The organism is Bradyrhizobium sp. USDA 4451, from assembly GCF_054822585.1.
Window position 1 is genome coordinate 4,099,217 of sequence record NZ_JBTRCH010000001.1, and the last position, 25,274, is coordinate 4,124,490.

Sequence of the window (25,274 nt, forward strand, 5' to 3'; positions counted from 1 at the left end):
AGGAAATCCTCCCCGGCCTCCGGCCCGGAAAACGTCCTTCCAAGGTACCGGCGCAAAAGGCATTCCACGACCCTTGCTTCCGCCCCCACCGTCGCGACATTGTCACGGTAATCCCTGATGGTCACGAGATGAGCCAATCCGCATTCGATCCCTTCGGTGAGCCGGTCCCCCCAGTCGATTCGTCAGCCGCGAGCGAGGGCGTGTCGAAATGGCTGAAGACCGCGGGCACCAGCGTGTTCTGGGTGCTGGTGGTCGGCATTGTGCTGGCGCGCGCCGTCTATTTCGAGCCCGGCGTGTTCAGCTTCGAGCATGCCGTTGCCTGGGCGCAGGGTCTGTTTGCCGCGCTCTAGCCTCCGGCATCCGCGGTGCCGTCTTCGCAGTCGTCGTCTCCCGAATGATCCCCTCGAACGCCACCGCCGCCGGCACGTCGAGCCGGCCGGGCGATTTGAGCTGCCATAGCGTGCGTTCGATATGGACGCCCTTGATCGGGATCACCTTCAGCTTTCCGAGCTTCACCTGATCGTCGATGGTCGCGATCGACACGATGGCGACGCCGACGCCTGATGCCACCGCCTGCTTGATCGCCTCGGTGCTGCCGATCTCGAGCGTGCGCTGCGGCTCGACGCGGTGGGCGGCGAGCGCCTGCGCGACCACCTCGCGGGTGCCGGAGCCGGGCTCGCGCACGATCAGGATCTCGTCGTTGAGGTGGCGGACATCGATTGGTCCCGTGGCGCTTGCGTAGCGGTGATCGGGCGCTGCGATCAAGACCATCGCGTCGGTGCGCCAGGCTGCGCTGGTCAGGGCCTCGTCCTCGACCGGCCCCTCGACCAGCGCGATCTCGATCTCATGCCCCAGCATCAACGCGGCGATATCAGAGGTGTTGGCGCTGACGACATGCAGGTCGATGCCGGGAAAGGCGCGGTGGAACACGCCGAGATATTGCGGGATCATGTAGGTCGCGATCGTGGTGCTGGCGCCGATCCGCAGCGAGCCGCTGTCGAGGTTGCGCAGCGCCTGCAACTCGTCCTCGGCGGCGCGCTCGGCCGCGAACAGCGTCTCGGCATGGCGGGCCAGCGCCGCGCCCTCGCGGGTCGGGCGCACGCCCTTCGGGGTGCGGTCGAGCAGCCGGCAGCCGACCTGCAGCTCGAAATCCCGCACTCCCTTCGAGATCGCCGGCTGGCTGATGTGCAGCAGGTCGGCGGCGCGGGAGAAGCTGCCGGTTTTCGCCACGGCCGCGAACAAGCGGAGCAGATGCAGGTTGAGGGACATAACTTCTCTCTATCGGGGCAGTCCGAAAATATATTAGCCAAGAGACCCGCTCCGGCGCATAAAATCTTCTCCGAAAAGAGGATTTCGTGCCGGAACAACAACAAGACCAGGGCGAGAGGCAGGGGGCGCTGACGCGCATATTCCTGCTCATTCCCGGCATCCTGCTCTGCGGGGTGGTCACGGTCATCTCGCTCGGCATCCAGGCCGCCGAGGAGCGCCTTTTCGACCATCCCTATATCGAGGCCCTGGTCGTCGCGATCCTGCTCGGGATGGCGGTGCGCACCCTCTGGGAGCCGTCGGAGCGCTGGCGCTCGGGCATCGCCTTCAGCGCCAAGCAGTTGCTCGAGGTCGCGGTGATGCTGCTCGGTGCCTCCATCAGCTTTGCCGCGATCGTGGCGTCGGGCGGGCTCCTGATCGGCGCCATCGCGGTGACCGTGGTGATCATGCTGGCGGTGAGCTATGGGCTGAGCCGGCTGCTCGGTCTGAAGACAAAGCTCGCGATCCTGATCGCCTGCGGCAATTCGATCTGCGGCAATTCCGCGATCGCGGCGGTGGCGCCGGTGATCGAGGCCGACGGCGACGACATCGCCTCATCGATCTCGTTCACTGCCATTCTCGGCGTGCTGATGGTGCTCGGCCTGCCGCTCCTGATTCCGCTGCTGAAGCTGACCGCGACGCAATACGGCATCCTCGCCGGGCTCACGGTCTATGCCGTGCCGCAGGTGCTGGCGGCGACCGTGCCGGCCGGCATCGTCTCGACCCAGATCGGCACGCTGGTGAAGCTGGTGCGGGTGTTGATGCTCGGCCCGATCGTGGTCGGCCTCTCGCTGCTCGTCGCGCGGCGGCGCAAGGGGGCTGCGAAAGCCGCCGCGATCAGCCCGTTCAAGCTGGTGCCCTGGTTCATCATCGGCTTCCTGGTGCTGGCCGCGCTGCGCTCGTTCCAGCTTGTGCCGGACATCGCGATCGCGCCGGTGACCAGGACGGCCGCGATCCTCACCGTGGTGTCGATGGCCGCCCTCGGGCTCGGCGTCGACGTGCGCGTGCTCTCCACCGTCGGTGGCCGGGTGACGGCCGCGGTCACGCTGTCGCTGCTGCTGCTGCTAGCCTTGAGCATCGGCCTCGTGCATTTCTTCAAGTAGCCAGCTGCGGCGGCTACTCGGCCGCCTTCGCGGTCTTGCCGAACATTCGTGTCGGTGCGGGGAAGCCGCAGGACGTGCCGTCCGTGATCTTGACCTGATCTTCCCAGGGCAGACGGAAGCGGCCCGACACCATGTCCTGCATGAAGGTGTAGGGGCAATCCATCGCGCCGCCTTTCACCGCGACATAGCCGCGGTGCCACAGCTGATAGATGTTGTTCTCGACGCCCCAGTTGATCCGCGCCTCGCGCACGAGGTCGGGCCGCACCTCGGCGGTGATGATCTCGTCGGCCCGTCCCGTGGTGCCGTGCGCGACGATGCTGCCGTCGAAATTGACGATCATGCCCTCGCCCATCGAGTCGAACGAGCCGTCCGAGCCGCACATGCAGACATTGGCGGTCACCATCAGGTTCTGGAACGCGTTGGCCTGGTTGGTGAAGCGCCAGCTGTCGCGGATCGGCGCGGTATAGCCCGCGGTGCGGATCATGATCTCGGCGCCCTTGTAGGCGCATTCGCGCGCCATTTCCGGGAACATGCCGTCGTGGCAGATGATCAGTGCGATCTTCGCGCCGTTCGGCCCGTCGATCACGGGAATCCCGATGTCGCCCGGCTCCCACGGCTCGACGGGAATCCAGGGATGAAATTTTCGGTAGTACAGCTTGATCTCGCCGTGATCGTCGATGATCAGCCCTGAATTGTAGGGATTGCCATGCGGGTTGAACTCCATGATGGAGAAACAGCCCCAGATTCTGTTGTCGATGCAGGCCTTCTTGAAAGCCGCGACTTCGGGGCCGTCGAGCCGGCACATGATCTCCGGATTGGTATCCATCGAGAGGCCGTGCAGCGAATATTCGGGGAACACGACCAGATCCATGGTGGCGAGATTGCGCCGCGCCTTGCCGACCATCCAGACGATGCGCTCGGTCTGCCGCGCCAGATCGGCCTTGGTCGCGACCACGGGCAGTTGCAGCTGCACCAGTCCGATCACCACGCCGTTGGGTGACTTGTTGAGGCCGCCAAGTCCATTCATGCCTGTCCTCCCGCTTGTTTGAAATCGGCTGCCATTTCGCGAACGTTCGTCGCCGCTCGTTCGGGCTCCCGGCCAGCTCTTAGCTAGCAACGATCATGCCAGCAGGATCAAGCGATGCGCAAATCAAGCGGATGAGAACCGGGCAGGGCGAACGGCCGCGCGCGTGTCTCAAGCAATTGAGATGCGGGGCATTTCGGGCAGTTGCGGGCGACCGCCACATCATTGCGCAATGGCACGCGGTTTGCTTAATCACGATAGGGCTTTCTCGCATTCGGGGTGTGCGTCATGGCAAATTCAGGCGGGATCATCGTGGCCGAGCCGGCGCCGATCACACTCGACTGGAGCAAGACGGCGCTCGTCATCATCGACATGCAGCGCGATTTCATGGAGCCCGGCGGTTTCGGCGAGACCCTCGGCAATGACGTCAGCCGGCTTGCCCGCGCGGTGCAGCCGATCGCAGCAGTGCTTGCGGCGGCGCGCGATGCTGGGCTGTTGGTGGTCCATACCCGCGAGGGTCATCTGCCCGACCTCTCGGACGCGCCGCCGGCCAAGCTCGAGCGCGGCGCGCCGTCGCTTCGGATCGGCGATCCCGGGCCGATGGGACGGATCCTGATCCGCGGCGAGGCCGGCCACGACATCATTCCCGAGCTCTACCCGCTCGAGAGCGAGATCGTGATCGACAAGCCGGGGAAGGGCGCATTCTACGCCACCGAGCTCGGTGACATCCTCAGGAAATACGGCATCGAAAATCTCCTGGTCTGCGGCGTCACCACCGAAGTCTGCGTCAACACCACGGTGCGCGAGGCCAACGACCGCGGCTATCGCTGCATCGTGATCTCGGACGGTTGCGCGTCCTATTTCCCGGAATTCCATGAGATGGGCCTGAAGATGATCAAGGCCCAGGGCGGCATTTTCGGCTGGGTCACCGATTCAGCCGCGGTGCTGGCGGGGCTGGCTGGTTAGTGGCCCTGCGACATTTCGGAATATTAGAATATAATCCCTGAGTTGCCCGACATGTCAAGTTGCCTGGTCGACCGCCGGCCGCCGCCGGCTCCTTTGCATGGGGTTGTTCTTCGATATTTGGTGGGCCGCCCTGCGACGGCCGACAACTCGATATTCGTCTAGCCGCCTTTCACCGCCCCCGCCGTTAGCCCGGCGACGATCTGCCGCTGCGCCAGCACCGTGAGCAGCAGCACCGGCGCGGTCACGATCAACGCGGCCGCGGCGAGCGGGCCCCAGCTCAGCTGGTCGAACGAGATCATGTTGTAGACCGCAACCGGCAGCGTCCGGGTCTCGCGCCCGGCCAGCACGATGCCGAACACAAAATTGTTCCAGGAGAAGATCACCGCGAGGATGAAGGCGACCGCGAGGCCGGGCCTGGCGATCGGCAGCGCGACATGGCGGAACACCTGCCAGCGCGTGGCGCCGTCGATCAGCGCGGCCTCCTCCAGCTCCAGCGGCGTGGTCTCGAAATAGCCGATCATGATCCAGATCACGATCGGCACCGTCACCACGAGGTGAATGATGATCTGCGGCACCAGCGTGCCGAGCAGGCCGAGCCACTGGAACAGCAGGAACAGCGGGATCAGGTACGACAGGCCCGGCGTGATGCGCGCGATCAGGATCACGATCGCGGATTTATGCGCCGCCATCCGCGCAATGCCGTAGCCCGCGGGCACGCCGACCAGCATCGCAAGCGCCGTGGCGCAGCCGGTGACGACAAGGCTGTTGGTGAAATAGCTCAGGAAACGATTCGAGGCGAACACGTCGGCATAGTTCTTCCAGGCGACGTGCTCGGGGAAGAACACCGGCGGATAGGAGGCGTTGTCGATCTCGAATTTCAGCGACAGCGAGGCCATCCAGAGGAAGAACAGGATCGCCGGCGAGACGATGACCAACACCGACAGCCACAGCCCGATCCGGCCGAGAATCTGACGCGGGTTCATGCCTCGCTCCCGAGCTGCGACGTCCACAGCAGGCGCTTGCGCAGGTAGAGCAGCAGCGCCGCCAGCGCCACGATCAGCAGGAAGAACACCACCGCGATCGCCGAGCCGTAGCCGAGGTCGTAATAGACGAAGGCGACGCTGTAGAGATAGACGTTGATGGTCTCCGACGCCGAGCCCGGTCCGCCCTGGGTGATCGCGAAGATGATGTCGAAGCTTTTCACCGCGTCGATCATCCGGATCATGCCGGCGATGAACAGGAACGGCATGATCAAAGGCAGCGTGATGAAGCGGAACACCTGCCAGAAATTGGCGCCGTCGATCTGTGCGCTCTCATAGGGTTCGGTCGGGATCGCGGCGAGGCCGCCGAGCACGATCAGCATCACCAGCGGTGTCCATTGCCAGGTTTCGACCAGCACCAGCGACGGGATCACCGTCGTCGGGTTGAACACCCAGAGCTGTGGCGGCAACCCGACCAGCGACAGCAGATAGTTCAGCACGCCGAGCTGCGGGTGGAACATCATGGTCCACACCAGCGCGATCGCCACGGGCGTTGCCATCATCGGCATGATGAAGATGCCGCGCAGAAAGCCGCGCGCGGCGAATTTCTGGTGAAACACCACAGCGGCCAGCGTGCCGAACAGCAGCGGCAGCACCACCGACAGCGCGGTGTAGGACAGCGTGTGCCCGACCGCCTCGACGAACCGCGGATCGGTCGGCAGCCGCAGATAGTTGGCGAGCCCGACGAACACGGTGGGCGAGCCGACCTTCCACTCCTGCAGGCTCATCCAGATCGTGAACACCCAGGGAAAGATGATCACCGCCAGCACCACGACGAGCGCCGGGATCACGAACGGCCAGTAGGACGGCGGACGCCATTCACGCGCCGGCGCAACGTTCTCGGTCGTTGCCGCCGGCGAACCTTGTGTCACCACGCTCACGCTTTTTCGCTACGCTCCAGGATGGGGCGGAATTGCTCGTGCGCCTTCTTCAGCTCGGTGGCGGGGTCGGCGCCCGACAGCGTCGCGGTCAGCGCCGCACCGACGATGTCGCGGAATTCGGCGACCGGGATGATCACCGGCAGGCCGAGCTTGGAGATCTTGGCGGACTCGACCACCGATTGCAGCCACTCCTTGGTCTTCACGCCCTTGGCGACCTCGGCATCGTCGACGATGGAGTTGCGGAACGGCACGCCACCGCCGGCCTGCAGCAGGCGCGCGCCCTGTCCGCGCGAGACCACCCATTGGCAAAGCAGATAGGCGGCTTCCTTGTTCTTGCTGGCGGCGGCGATGCCGACGCCGTCGCCATAGGTCGAGGAGAATTTGCCCTTGGGACCGGCGGGCACCAGCGTGTAGCCGACCTTGCCGACGACGCGCGAGGCGGCGGGGTCCTCCAGCGGCGGGGCCCAGCCATCGGCGTCGATCCACATCGCCGACCTCCCTTGCGTGAAGGAAGCCATCGACTCCATCCAGTTGAAGCCGGCGACGCCGGGCGGCGCGCATTTGGTCAGCAGCCGCTGATAGAGTTTGGTCGCCTCAATCGCCTCGGGGCCGTCGGTCAGGATGTTGCCCTTGGCGTCGAGGAATTCGCCGCCATAGTTCAGATAGAAATTGGTCCACATCGCCATATTGGCGTTGCGCAGGCCGCGGCCGACGAAACCGTAGATGCCTTCCTTGGGATCGGTGAGCTTCTCGGCGGCGACCGCCATTTCGTCCAGCGTCTTCGGGACTTCGACGCCCTTCTTCTGGAACAGCTCCTTGTTGTAGTAGAGGATGAAATAGTCGACCGACCACGGCAGCGACAGCATCTGGCCCTTGTCGTTGCGCGCATATTGCAGGCCGGCGGCGGAGAAATCGCTCTCGACGAGGTCCGACAGCGTCATGCTCGGATCCTTCAGATAGCCCGACATGTCGGCGAGCCAGCCGGCCTTCTCGAACTGCCGCTTCTGCACGTGATAACTGAGATGCACGACGTCGAAGCTCGGCTTGCCCGAGGACAGCTCGATCACGCATTTCTGGCGCTGCTGCTGCTCGGGGACCTGCTCCGATTCCACCTTGATGCCGGTGAGCTCGGTGAATTCCTTGATGTATTTTTGCAGATTGTCGCCGCGCGGTCCCTTGGCGAGACTGACTTCGAGCGTGGTGCCGGAATATTTCCTCCAGTTGACCTCGGCGCGGGCCGGAAATCCGGTCAATCCAACCGCGCCGGCGGCAGCGGTGCCGGCCAGCATCTGCCGGCGCGAGATCAGGTGATGCGACATGTTTCTCTCCCAGGACTGCTTCTTGTTTGGGAGAGATACTAGCGTGTGAACGTCGTCTGCCTAGCCCCCACGAGCGCGGCGCCGCTGCATAACGTCGCGCCGCGCATCCTCCTAAGCCCGTAATCCCCGCGCAAAGGCGAAGCCTTTGCGCGGGATGACGGGAAGTGGCAGCTAGGCCTGGACGAAGGCGAGCAGGGTGCCGTTCGCTGCAGCCGGCGGCACGGTGATGCCGCTGCTGCTCTTCACGCCGGTCGCGCCCAGCGCCTTCTCGGTCGCGGCGAGATCGGCCGCGATCACGAGGCCGGCGCCGCCGCGATCGGACAGGCCATCCAGCGATACGCCGGGATAACGTTTACCGAGCTGATCCCTGGTCAGGAACACGAAGTCGGCGCGATCACCGCCTGAGGGTACCGCGACCGCGCCGTCGGGATCGTTTCTCACTGCGATATCGATCATCTTCGACAGATGCGCGGCGTCCGTTGCTGGATCGGGCGAGACGATCAACACCTGCTTGAGGCGTTTTGCCCCATTGGCGTGCGTCATCAGTTCGGGAATCCACACCGTCTCGCGGGTCTTGTGCTGGCAGGCGAAGATGCGGACCCCGCCGGGTGCTTCGGCGGTCGGCCACTGGAAGGTGCGGAATTTCGCCGCGGAGACCGTACCGTTCGGCAGCGTCACCGGGCGTTCGAAATCGGTCGGTCCGATCGGTGTGTAGCCGCGGGCGCGGATCTCCTCGGCACCTTCGGCGGAATCCACCGCGGTGAACGCGATGCGCTCGATGCCTTCGCCGCGTTTCTCCAGGAAGGCGCGCGCCGGCGCATTGTGTTCCGTCGGCGTCAGCACGCCGAGCAATTCCATGTAGTCGGGGTCGAACATGATGGTGTAATTGCCCGATCCCATATGCGCGCTATGGGTGCCGCGCGGCGACACGGTGAAGCCGAGCCGCTTGTAGTTCTCGGCCGCCTTGTCGAGGTCCTTCACCATGACCACGGCGTGATCGATTCCGATGACGTTTTTGAGTGCCACTTGTTGTCTTCCCGGCTTGAATAGGAGGCTTCACGTGAGCATGATCTTTTTCGGAAAACCGCTACGCACTTTTCCGGATCATGCTTTAAAGCTAACCAGAATGACCGGGCGCCCGCAAGAAAGGATGATGATGAGCAGCAATGCCGTGCGCTGGCCCAACTCGCTCTGGGCCGCAGCGACGCCACCTGGCCCCGATTGTCCCGAACTGACGGGCGCGCAGCAGGCCGATGTCGTCATCATCGGCGGCGGCTTCACGGGCCTGTCGACCGCGCTGCACCTGCGTGAGGCCAATGTCGACGTCGCGATCGTCGAGGCTGCCGAGCCGGGCTGGGGCGCCTCGGGCCGCAACAACGGCCAAGTGATCCCGACGCTGTCGCGGCCTGATCCGGACGACATCATCAAGAGGCACGGCGCGGCGGGCGAACGCTTCGTCGCGATGCTGCGCGACAGTGCGGCCATGCTGTTCGACGTCGTCAAGCGCTACAATATCGAGGCCGAGCAGGAGCAGGCCGGCTGGGTGCAGCCGGTGCATTCGCCGGGCCGCATCAAGATCGCGGAACGGCGGGTGCAGCAATGGTCGAAATTCGGCGCGCCGGTCGAATTGCTGTCGCGCGACCAGACCCGCGACATGCTCGGCTCGGATGCGTGGTACGGCGGCTTCGGGAACAGGACCGGCGGTCACATCAATCCGCTGGCGCTGGCGCGCGGCCTTGCGCGCACTGTGCTGAACCTCGGCGCGCGGATCTACGCCCGCTCGCCCGCGCTCGCTTTCGAGCGCCGCGGCGATCGCTGGGTGGTGAAGACCGAAAAGGGTGAGATCTCCGGTCGCGCGCTTGTGGTCGCCACCAATGCCTATAGCGGCGAGTTCGCCAAATCGCTGGTGCCCGAGATCGCGGCCGAGGTGATGCCGGTACTGTCCTGGCAGATGGCGACGCAGCCGCTGTCGGACAATGTCCGCAAGACCGTCATCCCCGGCCGGCACGCGATGTCCGACACCCATGGCGAGCTGTACTTCGCGCGCTACGACGCGCGCAATCGTCTGGTCACCGGCGGCGCCGTGCTCGGCCCCGGCGACAAGACCGGGCGGCTGAAGGCGCGGGTGACCGAGCGGTTGCAGCGCTTGTGGCCACAGATCGGCGACGTCTCGTTCGACTATGTCTGGAACGGCTATGTCGGCATAACCGCGGATTTCCTGCCGCGCATGCATCGCCTCGGACCGGACGCCTATGGCTGGACCGGCTGCAACGGCCGCGCCGTCGCGCTGACCATCCCGCTCGGCCGCGAACTGGCGAAGGCCGTGCAGGGCGTGCCGGAAAGCGAGCTGGCGCTGCCGTTCACCGAGCCGGTGCAGTACATGGCGCATGGCTTGTTGCGCAAGCTCGCGCCGTGGATGCTGGTGCTGTACCGGCAGCGCGACGCCCAGGAACTGGTCGGGGGCGACCGCTTCGAGCTGCTGCGCTGGGCGGAACATCTCCTCGCCTCGCGCCGGTCGCGGTAAAAGTCGAGCGGCCCGATCAGGCGATCAAGGCATCGCGCTTGCGCGTGAAGTCGCCGCCGGGGATCGCCGACAGCAGCGCCTGCGTATAGGGATGCTGCGGCCTGCCGAATACCTCGGCGGTCAGCCCTTGTTCGACCACGGCGCCGTCCTTCATCACTGCAACGAGATCGCAGATTTGCGCCGCGACCCTTAGATCGTGGGTGATGAAGATAATGGAGAGGCCCAGCTGCTGGCGCAGTCCGGCGAGCAGCTTCAAGACCTGCGCCTGCACCGAGACGTCGAGCGCCGAGACTGGCTCGTCTGCAACCAATACATCCGGCTTCAGCGCCAGCGCACGCGCGAGCCCGATGCGCTGCCGCTGGCCGCCGGAGAATTCGTGCGGGTAGCGGTCGCCGGCGGACGGGTCGAGCCCGACCAGCTCGAACAACCGTCGCGCCTCGGCGACCGCGGTCGCGCGGTCGGTGCCATGCACGATCGGGCCCTGCGCCACCAGCTCGGCCGCCTTGCGCCGCGGGTTGAGCGAGGCGAACGGATCCTGGAACACCATCTGGATGTGACGGGTCTCGCGCCTGATCTCGTCGCGGTTGAGCTTCGCCCAGTCCTTGCCGTCGAGCACGATCGACCCGGTATCGGGGTCGATCAGCCGCACGATGCAGCGCGCGAGCGTCGATTTGCCCGAACCGGACTCGCCGACGATGCCGAGCGTCGCGCCGCGCGGCAGCCGCAGCGAGACGTTCTTGACGGCGTCCGTAACCCGCGCGCCGCGGCCGAGGAAGCCCCCGGTACGGTAGGTTTTTGAAACGCCATCGATGGCCAGGATGTCCTTGCCGGAGAGGATGCGCGGCGGCGGCGCGTTCAGCGGCGGCACGGCTGCGATCAGTTGCTTGGTGTAAGTATGCCGCGGATCGTTCAACACCGCATCGGCGGTGCCCTGCTCGACGATTGCGCCGTGCTGCATCACCACGACGCGGTCGGCGATCTCGGCGACGACGCCGAAATCATGGGTGATGAACAGCACCGCCGTCTTCTTGCGCTGCTGCAAATCGCGGATCAACTTCAGGATCTGCGCTTGCGTCGTGACGTCGAGCGCGGTGGTCGGCTCATCGGCGATCAGGAGCTTCGGGTCAAGTGCGAGCGCCATCGCGATCATGGCGCGCTGGCGCTGGCCACCGGAGAGCTCGTGCGGATAGGCTCCTGCGGCCGCCTTGGGATCAGGGATGCGCACGTCCTCGAGCAGCGCCAGCACCCGGGCATTGATCTCGGCCTTGGACAGGCCGGTGTGGATCGCAAACATCTCGCCGATCTGGTCGCCGATGGTGCGCAACGGGTTGAGCGCCGTCATCGGCTCCTGGAAGATCATCGCGATCCCGGCACCGCGCACCTCGCGCATCGCGGCCGGGTCGGCGGCGCAGAGGTCGCGGCCGTCGAACATCATCCGGCCCCGTTCGATCGCCACCTCGTTCGGCAGCAGCCGCATGATGGCGTTCGCCATCATCGATTTGCCGGAACCGGACTCGCCGACCACGCAGAGGATCTCGTTCGACGCAACTGCAAGCGAAACGTCGGACAGCGCATGCGGCCGGTCGGCGCCCTTGGGCAGGCGCACCGTCAAGGCGTCGAGCGAAAGGACGGTGTCGCTCATCGGCTCTTCAGCCTCGGATTGAGCGCATCGTTGAGGCCTTGGCCGACCAGCGACACCGCCAGCACGGTGACGAGGATCGCAATGCCGGGGATCGCCGAGACATACCATTGCACCCGCAGCACGTCGCGGCCGAGCCCGATCAGATTGCCCCAGGAGGCGACATTCGGATCGGATAGTCTCAAGAAAGCGAGCGCGCTTTCCAGCAGGATCGCGACCGCCATCACCACGCTGGCATAGACGATCACCGGCGGCAGCGCGTTGGGCAGGATCTCGCCGAGGATGAGCTGGACGTCCTTCATGCCGAGCGTCTTGCCGGCCTGGACGAATTCGCGGCTGCGCAGCGACAGGAACTCGGCGCGGGTCAGCCGCGCCGGCGCCGGCCACGACACCACGCCGACCGCGATCGTCACCGTGGTCAGCGTCGAACCGAACACTGCGACCAGCACCAGCAGCAGCACGAAGTTCGGCAGCGTCTGGAACGCCTCGGTGATCCGCATCAGCACATTGTCGACCCAGCCGCCGTAATAGCCGGCGAAGGCGCCGACCAAAATGCCGATCAGGATCGCGATCACGGTGGCAACGCCGCCGATCAGGAGCGAGATCCGCGCGCCATAGAAAATCTGCGCGGCGATGTCGCGGCCGGAATTGTCGGTGCCGAGCAGGAAACGCGGGTTGGAGAACGGCCAGACCAGCGGCCGGCCCGCCAGCGCCAGCGGATCGCGCGGGTAGAGGAAGCCGGCGCTGACCGCCATCGCGATGACGAGCAGCAGCAGGATCAAGCCGATCACCGCGGCCGGGCTGCGGAAGTAGCGTTTCACCGCGTCCATCGTCAGCCCTCCGCCGCGATGCGCGGATCGAGCCGCGCGTAGAGCAGGTCGACGATGAAGTTCACTGCTATGACCAGCAGCGCCGAGACGAACACGATGCCGAGCAGGGTGTTGAGGTCGCGCTGCACCACAGATTCATAAGCAAGGCGGCCGAGGCCGGGCAGCGAGAACACGCTTTCCACCACCACAGAACCGCCGAGCATGGTGCCGGCCTGCAATCCGATCAGCGTCACCATCGGCAGCAGCGCGTTGCGCAGCACATGGCGGGTGATGACATGGGTTTCGTCCAGCCCCTTGGCGCGGGCGGTGCGGACGAAGTCGAGGTTGAGCACCTCCAGCATCGAGGCCCGCATGATCCGCAGATAGATGGCAAGGAAGATCAGCCCGAGCGTCAGCGTCGGCAGCACCAGATGCGCGGCGATATCGAGCACGCGCCAGATCCCGGTCTGGACGGTGCCGATGTCCTCGAAGCCACCCGGCGGCAGCCATTGCAGATAGACCGAGAACACCACGATCGCCATCAGCCCGAACCAGAACGAGGGGGTGGCGTAGAAGATCAGGCCGAGGGTCGAGATCAGCGTATCCGGCCAGCGGTTGACGCCGCGCGCGGCGATCACGCCGAATACCAGGCCGAAGAAGAACGCGAACGACAGCGACGCCGTCATCAGCAGGATGGTCGGCGGCAGCCGTTCCAGGATCACGGTCGCCACCGGCTTGCCGTAGATCGAGGAGAAGCCGAGGTCGAGCCGCACCAGGTGCCACAGATAATTGCCGAGCTGCGCCGGAACCGAGAGGTCGAGCCCGTAGAACTTGCGCAGCTCCTGCGCGGTCGCGGCATCGCCGCCGCCCATCTGCGCCATCAGCGCATCGACGGTGTCGCCCGGCGCGAGCTGCAGCAGCAGGAACACGCCGATCAGGATCAGAAACAAGGTCGGAATCGAGGCGGCAAGCCGCCGCCCCGCAAGGCTCAGGATACGCATGATTTATCTATAGCGTGTTCAGACGATGTGGACACTGGCCTCTCTTACCTCGCTCCGCTTGCGGGGAGAGGTCGGATCGCATCGCCAGATGCGATCCGGGCGAGGGGGTACAGGTCTATCGATGGATCAATGTCGTGGAGAGAACCCCTCAGCCCAACCCTCTCCCCGTGAAGAACGGGGAGAGGGAGGCGCGGCCTCATGCACTCAGCCAAAGATCGTGCCAGCTCGCCGAGCCCCAGCGCGGCGTGTTGGAGTGGTTACGCGCCTTGGCGGTGATCACGGTGACGAAGATCTGCTCGATCGGCATCCAGACCGGCAGCTCGGTGTTCACCTCCTTGACGAAATCGGCATAGAGCGCCTTGCGCTTGGCCGGATCGACTTCGGTGGCCGCATCGTCGATGGTCTTGTCGACGGTCTTGTCCTCCCAGCCCCACTGGTTGGTCCACGGCGCGCCCTTGGGTTGGCCGGAGCGGTACCATACCGTGGTCGAGACCGCGGGGTCGTTGCGATACTGGTGCCAGCCGGTGGCGAGATCGAAGGCGTGGTCGTCATAGACCTGCTTGAGGAAGCCGCCGCCGTCGTTGCGCACGATGTCGACCTGGATGCCGACTTCGCCGAGCGACTGCTGGATGAAGGTCGACCACAGCGAGATGTCCTCGCCCCACGGCGCCGGCAGCAGTTTCAGCGCGAAGCGGTTGCCGCCACTGGCCTTGAAGCCGGCCTCGTCGAGCAGCGCGATCGCCTTGGCCTTGTCGTAAGGATATTGCGGCGTGTTCGGCCCGGGATAGAAGTCGGTCGAGGTCGAGGGGATCGGGCCGGTGCCGAGCTTGGCGAAATCGCCCAGGAAATTGTCGATGAAGAACGGCACGTTGATCGCGTGCGCGATGGCGCGGCGGACCCGGATGTCGGACAATTCCTTGCGGCGGAAGTTGAACTCGATGGTGTTGGTGCGGGCGTTGCCCTCATTGCCCTTGGTCGAGACGATGAAGCGCTTGTCCTTGCCGAGCCGGGCCATGTCCGAGATCGTCAGCCCCGAGAACGGGCTGTAGTGCAGCTCGCCGGCCTCCATCTGGGCGGCCGCGGCGGCGCGGTCGGTGATCACCTTCCAGACGATGCGGTCGAGATAGGGCGCGTTCGGCCGCCAGTAATCCGGATTGCGATCGGCGATGATGTATTGCCCGCGCTCATATTTGACGAATTTGAACGGGCCGGTGCCGACCGGCGCCAGGTTGGTCGGGTTCTGCCTGATGTCGCCGCTCTCATAGAGATGCTTGGCCGAGACGTAGCCGAGGTCGGGCAGGGCGCGCAGCAAGAGGTTCAGCGGCATCGGCCGCTCGTAGCGGAAGATCGCAGTCTGCGGATCGGGCGTGTCGACCGCGGTCAGGAACAGTTGCAGCGTCGATCCGTAATTGAGGATCTTCTTCCACATGTTCATCGCGGTGAAGGCGACGTCCTCCGACGTGAACGGCTTGCCGTCGTGCCAGGTGATGCCCTTGCGCAGCTTGAAGGTGACGGTCTTGCCGTCGGGCGTCGCCTCCCAGCTCTCGGCGAGCACGCCGACCGGCTGGCCATTGGCATCGAGGTCGACCAGGTTCTCCTGGATCTTGCCGCCGATGATGTAGACACCGGTCGAGGCCTGAATGCTCGGGTTGAGCTGGCGCTGCTCGGCGCCGTAATGGACGTTGAACACGCCGCCCTTGCGCGGGGTCTCTTGCGCGAAGGCCCGCATCGGATTGATGACGTTGGCTGCGATCGCGGCCGAAGTCAGCAGGGCCGTGCGGCGGTTGATCTCGAGGCGGCTCAAATCCATACGCTACTCTCCAGCACTTACATCAGGGCTTACAATAAAGGCTTGCATCGGGGCCGCCCGCCGGTCGGCGTGGCGCCCCGTCGCGATGTTAGCTTGGAATGGGAACCCGAGTCATTTTCTATTGCCTCGGCCTTTTGGAGGATCGTTTCCGAAACCTGAAGTGGCGGGCCGCAGTGCTTCGCAACCCCGATTGCGCGCGGTGGTGTCGCACGCCGGCGGTGCGAGACGTGTCAGGTGATTCTCTCGCAGGCGGCGTTTCGGGAGCGCCGAAGCCGCGCAAACCCTGTAAATTTAGGGGTCGGAAGCGACTTGACTGGAAAAAACACTGGAAAAAACCTGATTCGGGCGCTGTCCACAGCGATATTGCTGGGGTGAGTGCAGAAAACACTGTTTTTCTCGGCGTTTTCCGCCATATCGTGCCCACTCCAGAATCAATGGAGCAACCATGGCTACCCAACTGTCGAAGTCGCAAGTGATCGAGAAGATCGCGACCACCACCGAACTCTCCAAGCGCGACGTCAAGAACGTTTTGGACTCGCTCGTCGATGTCGGCCATAAGGAGCTGAAGAAGGCTGGGGTGTTCCTCGTCCCCGGCTTCGCGAAGTTCGTTGTGGTCAAGAAGCCTGCGACCAAGGCGCGCAAGGGCACCAACCCCTTCACCGGCGAAGAGATGATGTTCAAGGCCAAGCCGGCCCGGAAGATCGTCCGCGCACGGCCGGTCAAGGCCGCCAAGGACGCGGTTTAAGATGAAAGGCCTCCGGTGACGGAGGCCTTTTGCTTTTGAGCCGTTAGCCAGCCGCAGTAGGTTGCCTGCCCGCGAGAGTGTTCGAGCGCAATGGACTCCGGCTCGCATGTGGAGACGTGCCGAAGCAAGCATCCGGAGCTCCGGTCCTGGCCGCGCCAGGGCCGGAGTTCTGGATCGCGAGAGTTCTAGACCACCGGCGAGCGGCCACCATCGACATTGATGGCGGTGCCGGTGATGTAGGAGCCTTGCTCCGAGGCCAGGAAGCAGGCGAGGTTGGCGAATTCCTCCGCCGTGCCGATACGGCCGAGCGGCGTGCCCTTGGCAAGGCCCTTGGCGAATTCCTCGAAATCCGTGTTCGGCGCCTGGGCCGCATGCCGCTTGACCCATTGATCGCTCATGATCAGGCCGACTAACAGCGCATTGACCAGGATGTTGTGCTCGCCGCCTTCATTGGCCATCACCTTGGTCAGCGCCATGCCGGCCGCGCGCGATACCGAGGTCGGCGCGGAATGACCGGCCGGCGCCTTGGCGAAGGTGTTGAGCACGTTGATGATGCGGCCCCATTTGCGCTGCTTCATGCCCGGCCAGACCAGCCGGCTGAAGCGGATCGCAGCGAACAGCTTGAGGTCGAGGTCCTCCTGCCAGGCCTCGTCGCTGATGCTCTCGAAGGCCAGCGTACGCGCGGTGCCGGCGTTGTTGACCAGCACGTCGATCTTGCCGAAGTCGGCGACGATCTGGTCGTGAGCCTTGCTGATGTCGGCGGCCTTGGCGACGTCGCAGACGTAGTCGCGCACCACGAGGCCGTCCTTGGCGAGCGCCTCGCGCGCCGCTGCGAGATCGGCCGCGCCGCGGGCAAGGATCGCGACCTCGGCGCCGGATTCCGCAAATCGCCGCGCCACCGCGATCCCGATACCTTTGCTGCCGCCGGTGACCACCGCCACGCGGTCTTTCATTGATAGGTTCATTGTTGTTCTCCCTGGGGCTGGCCCGGAGAGAACGCTATCAAACCGACAGCGCGACCAACAAGGTCATGCAGAGCAGGTGTGCCGTGACGATCAGTGCGAGATGGAGCGGGCCGGGCATCGGATGTCTCCATGGCGGTGCAGTGTGAGGTGAGCACCGCCGTCAAGCTCCCTCACCCTGAAAGGGGGAGGGCGGGGTGGGGGTTGCTCTCCGCGGGCGCCGGCGTCTGTGGAAAGAGCGGATCCCCACCCGGCTTGCGCTGACGCGCAATCCGACCTCCCCTTTTCAAGGGGAGGTGAAGAACCGCGGCTAGTTCGAGCTCGCGCCGGCCGTAAAGCTGCGATCGACCGCCTTGCCGACATCCAGCGTCTTGCCGAGGATGCCGTAGCGCGTGGCGCGGTCGGAGGCGGCCTGCACCTCCTTCACCACGGCCTCGTCGATCGCGATCGGGCTGGTCTTCTGCGCGGTGTAGGCGGCGAGCAGCACATCCTCCGGCAGTTTTGTCAGCTCGGCCGTGCTCTTGGCATATTCGGCGAGATGGTCGAGCGACCACAGCCGCGCCTTGTTGAGCCGCTGCACCAGGTCCTGCACTGCCGCGCGCTTGGTCGCGATCGCATTGTCGGAGGCGACGATGAAGGTGATGGTCGGTGTCAGGCCCTCGCCGTCGGCGACGACCCGCGCGTTGTCCTTCAGCTTGGCATAGGAGACATAGGGCTCCCACACCGCCCAGGCGTCGATCGAGCCGGCAAGCAGCGCGATCTTGGCGTCGACCGGGCCGAGCGGCGCGAAGGTTGCGTCCTCGATCCTGCTGCCGGCCTTCTCCAGGGTCGCGTTGATCAGGAATTGGCCCCAGCCGCCGCGCGTGCCGGCGAGCCGCTTGCCCTTCAGGTCCGCCGCCGTCTTGATCGGCGAATCCCCGCGCACCAGGATGGCCTGCGTCCGCGCATCGGAGCGCGTGCCGCCGATCGCCTTGATCGGCGCGCCCGAGGCATAGACGGTGAGGAAGGACAGGTCGCCGGTGTAGCCGACGTCGAGCGCGCCGGCATTGATCGCCTCCAGGATCGGCGCCGCGGCGGGGAATTCCGACCACTCGATCTTGTAGGGCAGGTCCCGGGCGAGGCCGGAAATCTCCAGCAGCGAGCGGTTGCCGCCCTTCTGGTCGCCGACCCGCAGCACGACCGCGTCGGCCGCCAACGCTGCCGCCGATGTCGAGAGCGTGATCACTGCGGTGATCAGCGCAGCCGCGGTGCGGCGGGTGAGGGAATGGAAAGAACCCGAGCGGGTCTGTTTGCGCATATCGATTGTCTTTCTGATTCATTGCGGCGGAAAGCGCGGCAGCGTTCCATCGAGTCTATGAGCAAGCCGTTCGCCGTCAACGAAACGGAAATCTGTATTCGTCGGCTGTACGGCAAGGATGATTTCGTCGCGCATGCCGAATGGAGAAGACATCCTGCCTGGCACCGCCAGTCGCTCAAATTCGATGCAGGTGCGGTAACGGCGTTGCACGTCTGTGTCGCGACGAAAGCGAAAATCCTTTCATCGTCGTGCGGCGCGATCGTGGAGAGTTCGACTGCGGTGCCTGTGACATTCGAAATTCCATTTCATTGACGGTGAACTTGTCGCGCCGCATCATTTGAATGTTGCTTTGAGTGCAATAGCGCCGGAGAAATCGGCTTTTTCTGAACCATGAGCTTCGACGACGGGGTGCGCTGGCGGAGACGTCCGCGCGCGGGGCGGAGCCTTGCCGAAATGCAGGAGTGAACATGTCTGTCGACAACAAGAAGACGGTGATGGATCGCCGCACCTTGCTGCGTGCGGGTGCCGCCGCGGCCTTTGCCGGGCCGATCGGAGCCTATGGTGCGCAGGCCTTCGCGCCGCGCGCGATCACGCCGGCGATCGACTTTTCCGAATTCCCGGTCTGCAAGGCAGCCTCCGATGCGCCGCCGCTGGCAGGTAGCCCACGCAAGCTGAAATTGTCCTGGAACGCCGGCGCGGTCTGCCTCGCGCCGCTGCCGGTTGCGATCGACCACGGCTTCTTCCAGAAGCAGAACCTCGACGTCGAGCTCGTCAATTATTCCGGCTCGACCGACCAGCTCTTGGAGGCGATCGCCACCGGCAAGAGCGATGCCGGTCTCGGCATGGCGCTGCGCTGGCTGAAGCCGCTCGAGCAAGGCTTTGACGTCAAGATCGCCGCCGGCACCCATGGCGGCTGCATGCGGGTGCTGACCCGCACCAATTCCGGCGTCGACAAGCTCGCTGACCTGAAGGGCAAGATCGTCGCGGTCGGCGATCTCGCCGGTCCCGACAAGAACTTCTTCTCGATCCAGCTCTCCAAGCTCGGCATCGATCCGGTCAAGGACGTCGACTGGCGCGCCTATCCCGGCAACCTTCTGAACGTCGCGGTCGAGAAGGGCGAGGTGCAGGCCTTCCTGTCGTCGGATCCGCTGGCCTATCTCTGGCTGAAGGATGCGCAGTACAAGGAGGTCGCCTCCAATCTCGACGGCGAATACCGCGACAAGAGTTGCTGCATCGTCGGCCTGCGCGGCAGTCTGGTCCGCGAAGAGCCGCAGGTTGCGCGCGCCATCACGCAGGCGCTGCTCGATGCCGCGATGTTCACCTCGCAGAATCCGGACAAGGCGGCGAAATCGTTCCAGCCCTATGCGCCGAAGGCGGCGAGCCTCGCCGATCTCGAGGCGATGGCGCGCTACCACACCCATCACCATCATCCGACCGGCGAGGTGCTCAAGCGTGAGCTCAAGGGCTACGCCGACGATCTGAAATCGGTGCAGGTGTTCAAGCAGAGCACCGACACGGCCAAATTCGCGGAGCGGATCTATGTCGACGTATTCAGTGTCTGACGCGACGACAGCTGCGGCGCCGCGCGCCACGGTCACGTTCTCGCATCTCTCCGGCAGCTACGGCGTCGGCCTTGCGGCGAGCCTCGCCTGGCTCGCGTTCGGGCTGTCGTGCCTGTATTGGCCCGATGTCGGCGACTGGTCGCGGACGGAATCGCTCGGCATCGGCGCGATCGTGATCGCGGCCTTCATCCTGTTCGGCACGTTCAGCGCGGACTATCTCGGCAGCGCCGGGCAGGCGTTGCGCAAACGTGCGCCGTGGCTGGTGGCGTTCGGCGCGTTTGTGACGCTGTGGGAAGTTGCCACCGCGAAATTCGCCTGGCTGCCGCTGCCGTTCTTCCCGCCGCCGCAGTCGATCCTCGAGGTCTACACCGACGATCTGCCGAAGCTGCTCGACAGCGTGTTCGCTTCGATCAAGCTGCAACTCGGCGGTTACATCATCGGCGCGACGGTGGGCTTCATCACCGGCGTCTCGATCGGCTGGTCGCAGAAGATCGGTTACTGGGTGCACCCGGTGCTGCGCTTCATCGGCCCGCTGCCGGCCACCGCCTGGCTGCCGATCGCCTTCTTCACCTTCCCGTCGAGCTGGAGTGCCTCGACTTTCCTGATCGCGCTCGCCACCGGCTTCCCGGTGACGGTCTTGACCTGGTCGGGCGTGGCGAGCGTCAGCAGCGCCTACTACGACGTGGCGCGCACCCTCGGCGCCAAGCCGTCCTTCCTCGTGCTCAAGGTCGCGATCCCCGCCGCGCTGCCGCATGTGTTCGTCGGGCTGTTCATGGGACTCGGCTCGTCTTTTGCCGTGCTCGTCGTCGCCGAGATGATCGGCGTCAAGGCCGGGCTCGGCTGGTACCTGCAATGGGCGCAGGGCTGGGCGGCCTATGCCAACATGTATGCGGCGCTGATCGTGATGTCGCTGCTCTGCTCCGGCGCGATCACGCTGCTATTCCGCACCCGTGATCGCCTGCTGGTCTGGCAGAAGGGCGTCGTCAAATGGTAGTGCAGTCCGCGGCTGAAGCGATCACCTATCCGGCCGTCGGCGCCGAGCTCGATATCGAGGGCGTCAGCCACGCCTTCGACATCGATGGCGCTCTTCTGCCGGTGCTCGACAATGTCAACCTTTCGATCGCGCCGGGCGAGTTCGTCGCGCTGCTCGGCCCGTCCGGCTGCGGCAAGTCGACCTTGCTGCGGCTGGTGGCCGGGCTGGAGAAGCCGCGGTCCGGCTCGCTGCGCGAGGATGAGGTCCGCATCGCCGGCCCGCATCCGTCGCGCGTCGTCGTGTTCCAGGATCCGACCCTGTTTCCCTGGCGCACGGTCTGGGACAATGTCGCGCTCGGGCTGGAAGCGCAGGGCATCCTGAAGACGCAGCGGCACCGGGTCGATGAGGTCATCGAGCTGGTCGGCCTGTCCTCGTTCCGCAATGCCTATCCGCACCAGCTCTCCGGCGGCATGGCGCAGCGCGTGGCGCTGGCGCGGGCGCTGGTCAACGATCCCAAAATCCTGGTGCTCGACGAGCCGCTCGGCAAGCTCGATTCACTGACGAGGATTGCGATGCAGTCCGAGCTGGTGGCGCTGTGGCAGCGCAAGGGCTTTACCACGCTGCTCGTCACCCATGATGTCGAGGAGGCGCTGGTGCTCGCCAACCGCGTCATCGTGCTGTCCGACCGGCCGGCGCGGATCAAGGCGGATATCGCGGTACAGCGGCCGTACCCGCGGCATCGCGGCGATCCCCATCTCGCGGAGCTGCGCAAGCAGATCCTCGGCCTGCTCGGACTGGAGGCGACATGGTGACGTCTACCGCGAGGGAGCTGCCGCCGGCGAATGCGCCGGAATCCGTCGCGCGTGCGTTGCGGCTCGCCGAGCTGTTTGCGGCGCGCGCGCCCGCGCATGATCGCGACGCCAGCTTCCCGTTCGAGAATTTCGCCGATCTGTCGCGCGAAGGCCTGCTGGCATTGACCGTACCGGCGGCGCTCGGCGGCGGCGGGGCGGGCGCGTGTGAGGCCACGCGCGTGCTCGGCATCATCGGCAAGGCCGATCCGTCGACCGCGCTGGTGCTGTCGATGCATTACATCCAGCACCTGGTGATGGCGCGCAGCACGCGCTGGCCGGCAAGGCTGTCGCGCAAGCTCGCCAAGGAAACGGTCGAAGGCGTCGCGCTGATCAACGCGTTGCGTGTCGAGCCCGAGCTCGGCTCGCCGGCGCGCGGCGGCTTGCCGGCGACCACGGCGCGCCGTACCGAAACCGGCTGGCGGCTGACCGGCCGCAAGATCTATTCGACCGGCGCGCCGATCCTGAAATGGTACGCGGTCTGGGCCAAAACCGATGAAGCCGATACCCGCGTCGGGCAATTCCTGGTTCCCGCCGGCCTGCCGGGAACGCGGATCGAGGAGAGCTGGGATCATCTCGGCCTGCGCGCCAGCGGCAGCCACACCGTGATCTTCGACGACGTGGTGTTTCCGCTGGACTACGAGATCGACGTCCGCAGGCCCGACGACTGGAAGGTTCCCGACGTCACCCAGGCGACCGTGCACGCGATCTTCGTGGCGGCGATCTATGACGGCATCTCCCGCGCGGCCCGCGACTGGCTGGTCAAATTCCTCAAGGAGCGGGTGCCCGCCAATCTCGGCGCGCCGCTGGCGACACTGCCGCGGATGCAGGAGGTCGTCGGCGGGATTGAGGCCCGCCTGGCGGTCAATACCCGCCTGATCGACAGCTTCGCTGCCGATTTCGATAACGGCTTCCCGCTGTCCGCGATCGAGTCTAACATCGTCAAGCTGACGGTGACCAATAACGCCGCAGCAGCGGTGGAGGATGCCTTGTCGCTGACCAGCAATCACGGCCTGTCGCGAACCAATCCGCTGGAGCGGCATTACCGCGACGTGCTGTGCGGCCGCGTCCATACCCCGCAAGACGATGCCACCCGTGTCTCCGCCGGACGCTTCGCGCTGGGCGTCTGAAAAACAATGGAGCGTTTTCAAGCGAAGTGGATGCCGGTTCGCGTGAAGAAAACGCGTCAAAATAAGAATCTAGAGCCTCGTTCAGATTCTATCGGAACGGGGTTCTAGCCAACAACAACGGAGTTCCCAGTCATGCCGGTCGAGTTCATCGGCTTCATCACCAACAACAATGCCTCCGAAACGATCGTCCGCGCCGGGCCCGTGCTCGATCCGCCCTATATCGAGACCGTCGCCAAGGCCCATGAGCTGGCCGGTTTCGACCGTGCGCTGCTCGCGTTCCACTCCACCACACCGGATGCATTGCAGGTCGCGCAGCATGTGCTGACCATCACCAAATCGCTGAAGGTGATGATCGCGCAGCGCCCGGGCTTCACCGCGCCGACGCTGCTGGCGCGCCAGCTCGCGACGCTGGACCAATTCTATGGCGGCCGCGTCTCGCTGCATGTCATCACCGGCGGCAACGCCATCGAGCTGCGCCAGGACGGCAACACGCTCGACGACAAGGATGAGCGTTACGCCCGCACCAGCGAATTCCTCGACGTGGTGCGGCTGGAATGGACCAGCGAGAAGCCGTTCAATTACAGCGGCAAGTACTACAACGTCGAGAACGGCTTCTCGCAGGTGAAGCCGTTGCAGAAGGGCGGCATCTACACCTTTGTCGGCGGCGGCTCGGATGCCGCGGTCGAGGTCGCCGGCAAGCACGCCGATACGTTCGCGCTGTGGGGTGAATCCTATGCGCAGGTGCGCGACGTTACCGGGCGGGTACGCGCCGCGGCGGCCAAGCATGGCCGGCCGACGCCGCGCTTCAGCCTGTCGGTGCGGCCGATCCTGGCCGACACCGAGGAGAAGGCGTGGGCGAAGGCGGAGCATATCCTCGAGCGTGCCACCGCCTTGCAGGACCAGACCGGTTATCGCCGGCCCAACCACGCGACCGACGGCGCCAAGCGGCTGTTGGCACTGGCCGATCAGGGCACGCGCATCGACAAGCGGCTGTGGACCGAAATCGCAAAGCTCACCGGCGCCAACAGCAACACGACGGCGCTGGTCGGTACGCCCGAGCAGGTCGCCGAGGTGTTCGCCGATTATTACGATCTCGGCGTCAGCCACTTCCTGATCCGCGGCTTCGATCCGCTGGTCGATGCCATCGACTATGGCCGCGCGCTGATTCCGCTGACCCGCAAGCTGATCGAAGCGCGCGACCAGCAGCGGGGGATCGCGGCCGAATGATCCGTCTCATTGTCGCGGCGGCGCTTGCGCTCGCCGCCATCGACGGGGCCTTCGCGCAGACCACGTTGCGCGTCGGCGACCAGAAGGGCAATTCGCAGGCCGTGATGGAAGCGGCCGGCGTGCTCAAGGACGTCCCCTACAAGATCGAGTGGAAGGAATTCGCCGCCGCCGCGCCGCTGCTCGAAGCGCTGGGCGCCGGTGCGATCGACACCGGCCTGGTCGGCGATGCGCCGTTCACCTTCGCGGCCGCCGCCAACGTCCCGGTCAAGGCGATTGCCGCGGTCAGGCAGTCCGGCGAGGGGCTTGCCATCGTGGTGCCGGAGAATTCCGCCATCAAGAGCTTCGACGATCTGCGCGGCAAGAAGATCGCGACCGGCCGCGGCTCGATCGGCCATCAGCTGATCCTGGCCGCGCTGGAATCCAGGGGCTGGAAGGCAAGCGACGTGCAGATCGTGTTCCTGGCGCCGTCGGACGCCAAGGTCGCCTACACGCAAGGCGCGGTCGACGCCTGGTCGACCTGGGAGCCGTATGTGAGCCAGGAAGAGGTGCTGTTCAAATCGCGCCGCGTCATCACGGCTGACGGTATCACGCCCGGCCTCGGGTTCCAGGTCGCAACGCCTGACGCGATCAAGGCCAAGCGCGCCGAGCTCGAGGATTTCGTGCGCCGGCTCGCGGCCGCGCGCGCCTGGTCGCAGAATAATGTCGCGGGTTACGCTGCAACCTGGGGCAGGCTGATGAACATCCCGCCCGCGGTGCCATTGAACTGGCTGGCGCGCGCAAAAATCCGCATCGCGCCGATCAACGACGGCGTGGTCGCCGACGAGCAGAAAACCATCGATCTCTACGACCGCTGGGGCCTGATCCGGCAGAAGATCAAAGCCGCTGACATCGTCGACCGGTCGTTTGGTGCGGCGGTGGAGAAGGGCGCGGGGCTGTAAGCGCAATCGCGCGACCTTTGGTGCTTGCGCCGCGCACGTTGAGAGAGCGCGACGTGTGGCACCCCTCTCCCTAGCCCTTCCCCGCAAGGGGGGAGGGAACCCATTCGTCGGTGGCTCCCTCACATCGGTGCGGTTTGCATAGGATATCTTCGTGAGGTGAGCACGCTCGTC

At 65.2% G+C, this 25,274-nt stretch carries 24 protein-coding genes; 12 read left to right on the forward strand and 12 right to left on the reverse strand.

All coding sequences use genetic code 11. The annotated features are described in order from the left end of the window. Positions 1 to 128 precede the first annotated feature (128 nt). A complete protein-coding gene (locus ACVMB0_RS18970) occupies positions 129 to 350 on the forward strand; it encodes a hypothetical protein (RefSeq protein ID WP_224924305.1) in 222 nt (73 codons plus the stop codon). Here the strand turns inward: ACVMB0_RS18970 and ACVMB0_RS18975 are convergent. Then, the gene (locus ACVMB0_RS18975) at positions 298 to 1,269 is read right to left on the reverse strand and encodes a LysR substrate-binding domain-containing protein (RefSeq protein WP_461347269.1); all 972 of its coding nucleotides are present in this window, start codon (positions 1,267 to 1,269) and stop codon (positions 298 to 300) included. The two genes, ACVMB0_RS18970 and ACVMB0_RS18975, sit on opposite strands and share 53 nt — an antisense overlap. 86 nt (positions 1,270 to 1,355) lie before the next feature. Here ACVMB0_RS18975 and ACVMB0_RS18980 point away from each other — a divergent pair, with 86 nt between their 5' ends. Continuing rightward, positions 1,356 to 2,408 (forward strand): YeiH family protein, encoded by a 1,053-nt coding sequence (locus ACVMB0_RS18980; protein ID WP_461347270.1) that lies wholly within the window; start codon positions 1,356 to 1,358, stop codon positions 2,406 to 2,408. Positions 2,409 to 2,421: 13 nt separating this feature from the next. On the opposite strand, the gene ACVMB0_RS18985 is transcribed toward ACVMB0_RS18980, so the two are convergent. Further along, positions 2,422 to 3,435 (reverse strand): formamidase, encoded by a 1,014-nt coding sequence (locus tag ACVMB0_RS18985; protein ID WP_461347271.1) that lies wholly within the window; start codon positions 3,433 to 3,435, stop codon positions 2,422 to 2,424. A gap of 285 nt (positions 3,436 to 3,720) precedes the next feature. Here ACVMB0_RS18985 and ACVMB0_RS18990 point away from each other — a divergent pair, with 285 nt between their 5' ends. Beyond that, complete coding sequence (locus ACVMB0_RS18990; protein ID WP_461347272.1) at positions 3,721 to 4,398, forward strand: cysteine hydrolase family protein; 678 nt, start codon at positions 3,721 to 3,723, stop codon at positions 4,396 to 4,398. Between the two features lie 158 nt (positions 4,399 to 4,556). Here the strand turns inward: ACVMB0_RS18990 and ACVMB0_RS18995 are convergent, their stop codons facing one another. The 4 genes from ACVMB0_RS18995 to ACVMB0_RS19010 all read right to left on the reverse strand — a co-directional run bounded on the left by ACVMB0_RS18995 (position 4,557) and on the right by ACVMB0_RS19010 (position 8,664). Further along, on the reverse strand, positions 4,557 to 5,381 hold the full coding sequence (locus ACVMB0_RS18995; protein ID WP_456756147.1) for a carbohydrate ABC transporter permease: 825 nt from the start codon (positions 5,379 to 5,381) through the stop codon (positions 4,557 to 4,559). Further along, a complete protein-coding gene (locus tag ACVMB0_RS19000; RefSeq protein WP_456756146.1) occupies positions 5,378 to 6,319 on the reverse strand; it encodes a carbohydrate ABC transporter permease in 942 nt (313 codons plus the stop codon). The genes ACVMB0_RS18995 and ACVMB0_RS19000 overlap by 4 nt, the downstream gene beginning before the upstream one ends. Further along, complete coding sequence (locus ACVMB0_RS19005; RefSeq protein WP_461347273.1) at positions 6,316 to 7,638, reverse strand: ABC transporter substrate-binding protein; 1,323 nt, start codon at positions 7,636 to 7,638, stop codon at positions 6,316 to 6,318. Before ACVMB0_RS19005 ends, ACVMB0_RS19000 begins: the two co-directional genes overlap by 4 nt. 171 nt (positions 7,639 to 7,809) lie before the next feature. Next, positions 7,810 to 8,664 carry a VOC family protein gene (locus ACVMB0_RS19010; RefSeq protein ID WP_456798552.1) on the reverse strand — a complete coding sequence of 285 codons (855 nt, stop codon included), beginning with the start codon at positions 8,662 to 8,664 and terminating at the stop codon, positions 7,810 to 7,812. A gap of 130 nt (positions 8,665 to 8,794) precedes the next feature. On the opposite strand from ACVMB0_RS19010, the gene ACVMB0_RS19015 reads away from it, so the two are divergent. Next, positions 8,795 to 10,162 (forward strand): NAD(P)/FAD-dependent oxidoreductase, encoded by a 1,368-nt coding sequence (locus tag ACVMB0_RS19015; protein ID WP_461347274.1) that lies wholly within the window; start codon positions 8,795 to 8,797, stop codon positions 10,160 to 10,162. A 16-nt stretch (positions 10,163 to 10,178) separates the two neighbouring features. Here the strand turns inward: ACVMB0_RS19015 and ACVMB0_RS19020 are convergent, their stop codons facing one another. From ACVMB0_RS19020 to ACVMB0_RS19035, 4 genes are all read right to left on the reverse strand, one after another. Then, positions 10,179 to 11,804 (reverse strand): ABC transporter ATP-binding protein, encoded by a 1,626-nt coding sequence (locus ACVMB0_RS19020; RefSeq protein WP_461347275.1) that lies wholly within the window; start codon positions 11,802 to 11,804, stop codon positions 10,179 to 10,181. Further along, entirely contained in the window at positions 11,801 to 12,631 is an 831-nt protein-coding gene (locus tag ACVMB0_RS19025; RefSeq protein ID WP_456756141.1) for an ABC transporter permease, read from the reverse strand. Before ACVMB0_RS19025 ends, ACVMB0_RS19020 begins: the two co-directional genes overlap by 4 nt. Positions 12,632 to 12,633: 2 nt before the next feature. Further along, on the reverse strand, positions 12,634 to 13,611 hold the full coding sequence (locus ACVMB0_RS19030) for an ABC transporter permease (RefSeq protein WP_461347276.1): 978 nt from the start codon (positions 13,609 to 13,611) through the stop codon (positions 12,634 to 12,636). A gap of 196 nt (positions 13,612 to 13,807) precedes the next feature. Next, positions 13,808 to 15,421 (reverse strand): ABC transporter substrate-binding protein, encoded by a 1,614-nt coding sequence (locus ACVMB0_RS19035; protein WP_456756139.1) that lies wholly within the window; start codon positions 15,419 to 15,421, stop codon positions 13,808 to 13,810. A gap of 445 nt (positions 15,422 to 15,866) precedes the next feature. Between ACVMB0_RS19035 and ACVMB0_RS19040 the strand changes: the two genes are divergently transcribed. After that, positions 15,867 to 16,166, forward strand: a complete 300-nt coding sequence (locus ACVMB0_RS19040) for an HU family DNA-binding protein (protein WP_021077434.1) — start codon at positions 15,867 to 15,869, stop codon at positions 16,164 to 16,166. A gap of 185 nt (positions 16,167 to 16,351) precedes the next feature. On the opposite strand, the gene ACVMB0_RS19045 is transcribed toward ACVMB0_RS19040, so the two are convergent. Both ACVMB0_RS19045 and ACVMB0_RS19050 read right to left on the reverse strand, forming a co-directional pair. Continuing rightward, the gene (locus ACVMB0_RS19045; RefSeq protein ID WP_461347277.1) at positions 16,352 to 17,119 is read right to left on the reverse strand and encodes an SDR family oxidoreductase; all 768 of its coding nucleotides are present in this window, start codon (positions 17,117 to 17,119) and stop codon (positions 16,352 to 16,354) included. Positions 17,120 to 17,438: 319 nt separating this feature from the next. Next, the gene (locus tag ACVMB0_RS19050) at positions 17,439 to 18,425 is read right to left on the reverse strand and encodes an ABC transporter substrate-binding protein (protein ID WP_461347278.1); all 987 of its coding nucleotides are present in this window, start codon (positions 18,423 to 18,425) and stop codon (positions 17,439 to 17,441) included. A 57-nt stretch (positions 18,426 to 18,482) separates the two neighbouring features. Between ACVMB0_RS19050 and ACVMB0_RS19055 the strand changes: the two genes are divergently transcribed. From ACVMB0_RS19055 to ACVMB0_RS19085, 7 genes are all read left to right on the forward strand, one after another. After that, positions 18,483 to 18,737 carry a hypothetical protein gene (locus tag ACVMB0_RS19055; protein ID WP_461347279.1) on the forward strand — a complete coding sequence of 85 codons (255 nt, stop codon included), beginning with the start codon at positions 18,483 to 18,485 and terminating at the stop codon, positions 18,735 to 18,737. A 155-nt stretch (positions 18,738 to 18,892) separates the two neighbouring features. Then, positions 18,893 to 19,987: an ABC transporter substrate-binding protein gene (locus ACVMB0_RS19060; protein ID WP_456756135.1), complete on the forward strand. Its 1,095-nt coding sequence runs from the start codon at positions 18,893 to 18,895 to the stop codon at positions 19,985 to 19,987. Next, positions 19,965 to 20,981, forward strand: a complete 1,017-nt coding sequence (locus ACVMB0_RS19065; protein WP_461347280.1) for an ABC transporter permease — start codon at positions 19,965 to 19,967, stop codon at positions 20,979 to 20,981. The genes ACVMB0_RS19060 and ACVMB0_RS19065 overlap by 23 nt, the downstream gene beginning before the upstream one ends. Continuing rightward, a complete protein-coding gene (locus ACVMB0_RS19070) occupies positions 20,975 to 21,772 on the forward strand; it encodes an ABC transporter ATP-binding protein (RefSeq protein ID WP_461347281.1) in 798 nt (265 codons plus the stop codon). Before ACVMB0_RS19065 ends, ACVMB0_RS19070 begins: the two co-directional genes overlap by 7 nt. After that, positions 21,766 to 22,938 carry an acyl-CoA dehydrogenase family protein gene (locus ACVMB0_RS19075; RefSeq protein ID WP_461347282.1) on the forward strand — a complete coding sequence of 391 codons (1,173 nt, stop codon included), beginning with the start codon at positions 21,766 to 21,768 and terminating at the stop codon, positions 22,936 to 22,938. Before ACVMB0_RS19070 ends, ACVMB0_RS19075 begins: the two co-directional genes overlap by 7 nt. A 132-nt stretch (positions 22,939 to 23,070) precedes the next feature. Beyond that, positions 23,071 to 24,165 carry an LLM class flavin-dependent oxidoreductase gene (locus tag ACVMB0_RS19080; protein WP_456756131.1) on the forward strand — a complete coding sequence of 365 codons (1,095 nt, stop codon included), beginning with the start codon at positions 23,071 to 23,073 and terminating at the stop codon, positions 24,163 to 24,165. Further along, positions 24,162 to 25,103 carry an ABC transporter substrate-binding protein gene (locus ACVMB0_RS19085; RefSeq protein ID WP_461347283.1) on the forward strand — a complete coding sequence of 314 codons (942 nt, stop codon included), beginning with the start codon at positions 24,162 to 24,164 and terminating at the stop codon, positions 25,101 to 25,103. The genes ACVMB0_RS19080 and ACVMB0_RS19085 overlap by 4 nt, the downstream gene beginning before the upstream one ends. Positions 25,104 to 25,274 lie beyond the last annotated feature (171 nt).

Excerpts from the sequence above, each read along its gene's own strand:
- ACVMB0_RS18970 (WP_224924305.1), top strand. The coding sequence starts at position 129 with ATGAGCCAATCCGCATTCGATCCCTTCGGTGAGCCGGTCCCCCCAGTC.
- ACVMB0_RS18975 (WP_461347269.1), bottom strand. The coding sequence starts at position 1,269 with ATGTCCCTCAACCTGCATCTGCTCCGCTTGTTCGCGGCCGTGGCGAAA.
- ACVMB0_RS18985 (WP_461347271.1), bottom strand. The coding sequence starts at position 3,435 with ATGAATGGACTTGGCGGCCTCAACAAGTCACCCAACGGCGTGGTGATC.
- ACVMB0_RS18990 (WP_461347272.1), top strand. The coding sequence starts at position 3,721 with ATGGCAAATTCAGGCGGGATCATCGTGGCCGAGCCGGCGCCGATCACA.
- ACVMB0_RS18995 (WP_456756147.1), bottom strand. The coding sequence starts at position 5,381 with ATGAACCCGCGTCAGATTCTCGGCCGGATCGGGCTGTGGCTGTCGGTG.
- ACVMB0_RS19005 (WP_461347273.1), bottom strand. The coding sequence starts at position 7,638 with ATGTCGCATCACCTGATCTCGCGCCGGCAGATGCTGGCCGGCACCGCT.
- ACVMB0_RS19015 (WP_461347274.1), top strand. The coding sequence starts at position 8,795 with ATGAGCAGCAATGCCGTGCGCTGGCCCAACTCGCTCTGGGCCGCAGCG.
- ACVMB0_RS19020 (WP_461347275.1), bottom strand. The coding sequence starts at position 11,804 with ATGAGCGACACCGTCCTTTCGCTCGACGCCTTGACGGTGCGCCTGCCC.
- ACVMB0_RS19025 (WP_456756141.1), bottom strand. The coding sequence starts at position 12,631 with ATGGACGCGGTGAAACGCTACTTCCGCAGCCCGGCCGCGGTGATCGGC.
- ACVMB0_RS19030 (WP_461347276.1), bottom strand. The coding sequence starts at position 13,611 with ATGCGTATCCTGAGCCTTGCGGGGCGGCGGCTTGCCGCCTCGATTCCG.
- ACVMB0_RS19035 (WP_456756139.1), bottom strand. The coding sequence starts at position 15,421 with ATGGATTTGAGCCGCCTCGAGATCAACCGCCGCACGGCCCTGCTGACT.
- ACVMB0_RS19040 (WP_021077434.1), top strand. The coding sequence starts at position 15,867 with ATGGCTACCCAACTGTCGAAGTCGCAAGTGATCGAGAAGATCGCGACC.
- ACVMB0_RS19045 (WP_461347277.1), bottom strand. The coding sequence starts at position 17,119 with ATGAAAGACCGCGTGGCGGTGGTCACCGGCGGCAGCAAAGGTATCGGG.
- ACVMB0_RS19050 (WP_461347278.1), bottom strand. The coding sequence starts at position 18,425 with ATGCGCAAACAGACCCGCTCGGGTTCTTTCCATTCCCTCACCCGCCGC.
- ACVMB0_RS19055 (WP_461347279.1), top strand. The coding sequence starts at position 18,483 with ATGAGCAAGCCGTTCGCCGTCAACGAAACGGAAATCTGTATTCGTCGG.
- ACVMB0_RS19060 (WP_456756135.1), top strand. The coding sequence starts at position 18,893 with ATGTCTGTCGACAACAAGAAGACGGTGATGGATCGCCGCACCTTGCTG.
- ACVMB0_RS19065 (WP_461347280.1), top strand. The coding sequence starts at position 19,965 with ATGTCGACGTATTCAGTGTCTGACGCGACGACAGCTGCGGCGCCGCGC.
- ACVMB0_RS19070 (WP_461347281.1), top strand. The coding sequence starts at position 20,975 with ATGGTAGTGCAGTCCGCGGCTGAAGCGATCACCTATCCGGCCGTCGGC.
- ACVMB0_RS19075 (WP_461347282.1), top strand. The coding sequence starts at position 21,766 with ATGGTGACGTCTACCGCGAGGGAGCTGCCGCCGGCGAATGCGCCGGAA.
- ACVMB0_RS19080 (WP_456756131.1), top strand. The coding sequence starts at position 23,071 with ATGCCGGTCGAGTTCATCGGCTTCATCACCAACAACAATGCCTCCGAA.
- ACVMB0_RS19085 (WP_461347283.1), top strand. The coding sequence starts at position 24,162 with ATGATCCGTCTCATTGTCGCGGCGGCGCTTGCGCTCGCCGCCATCGAC.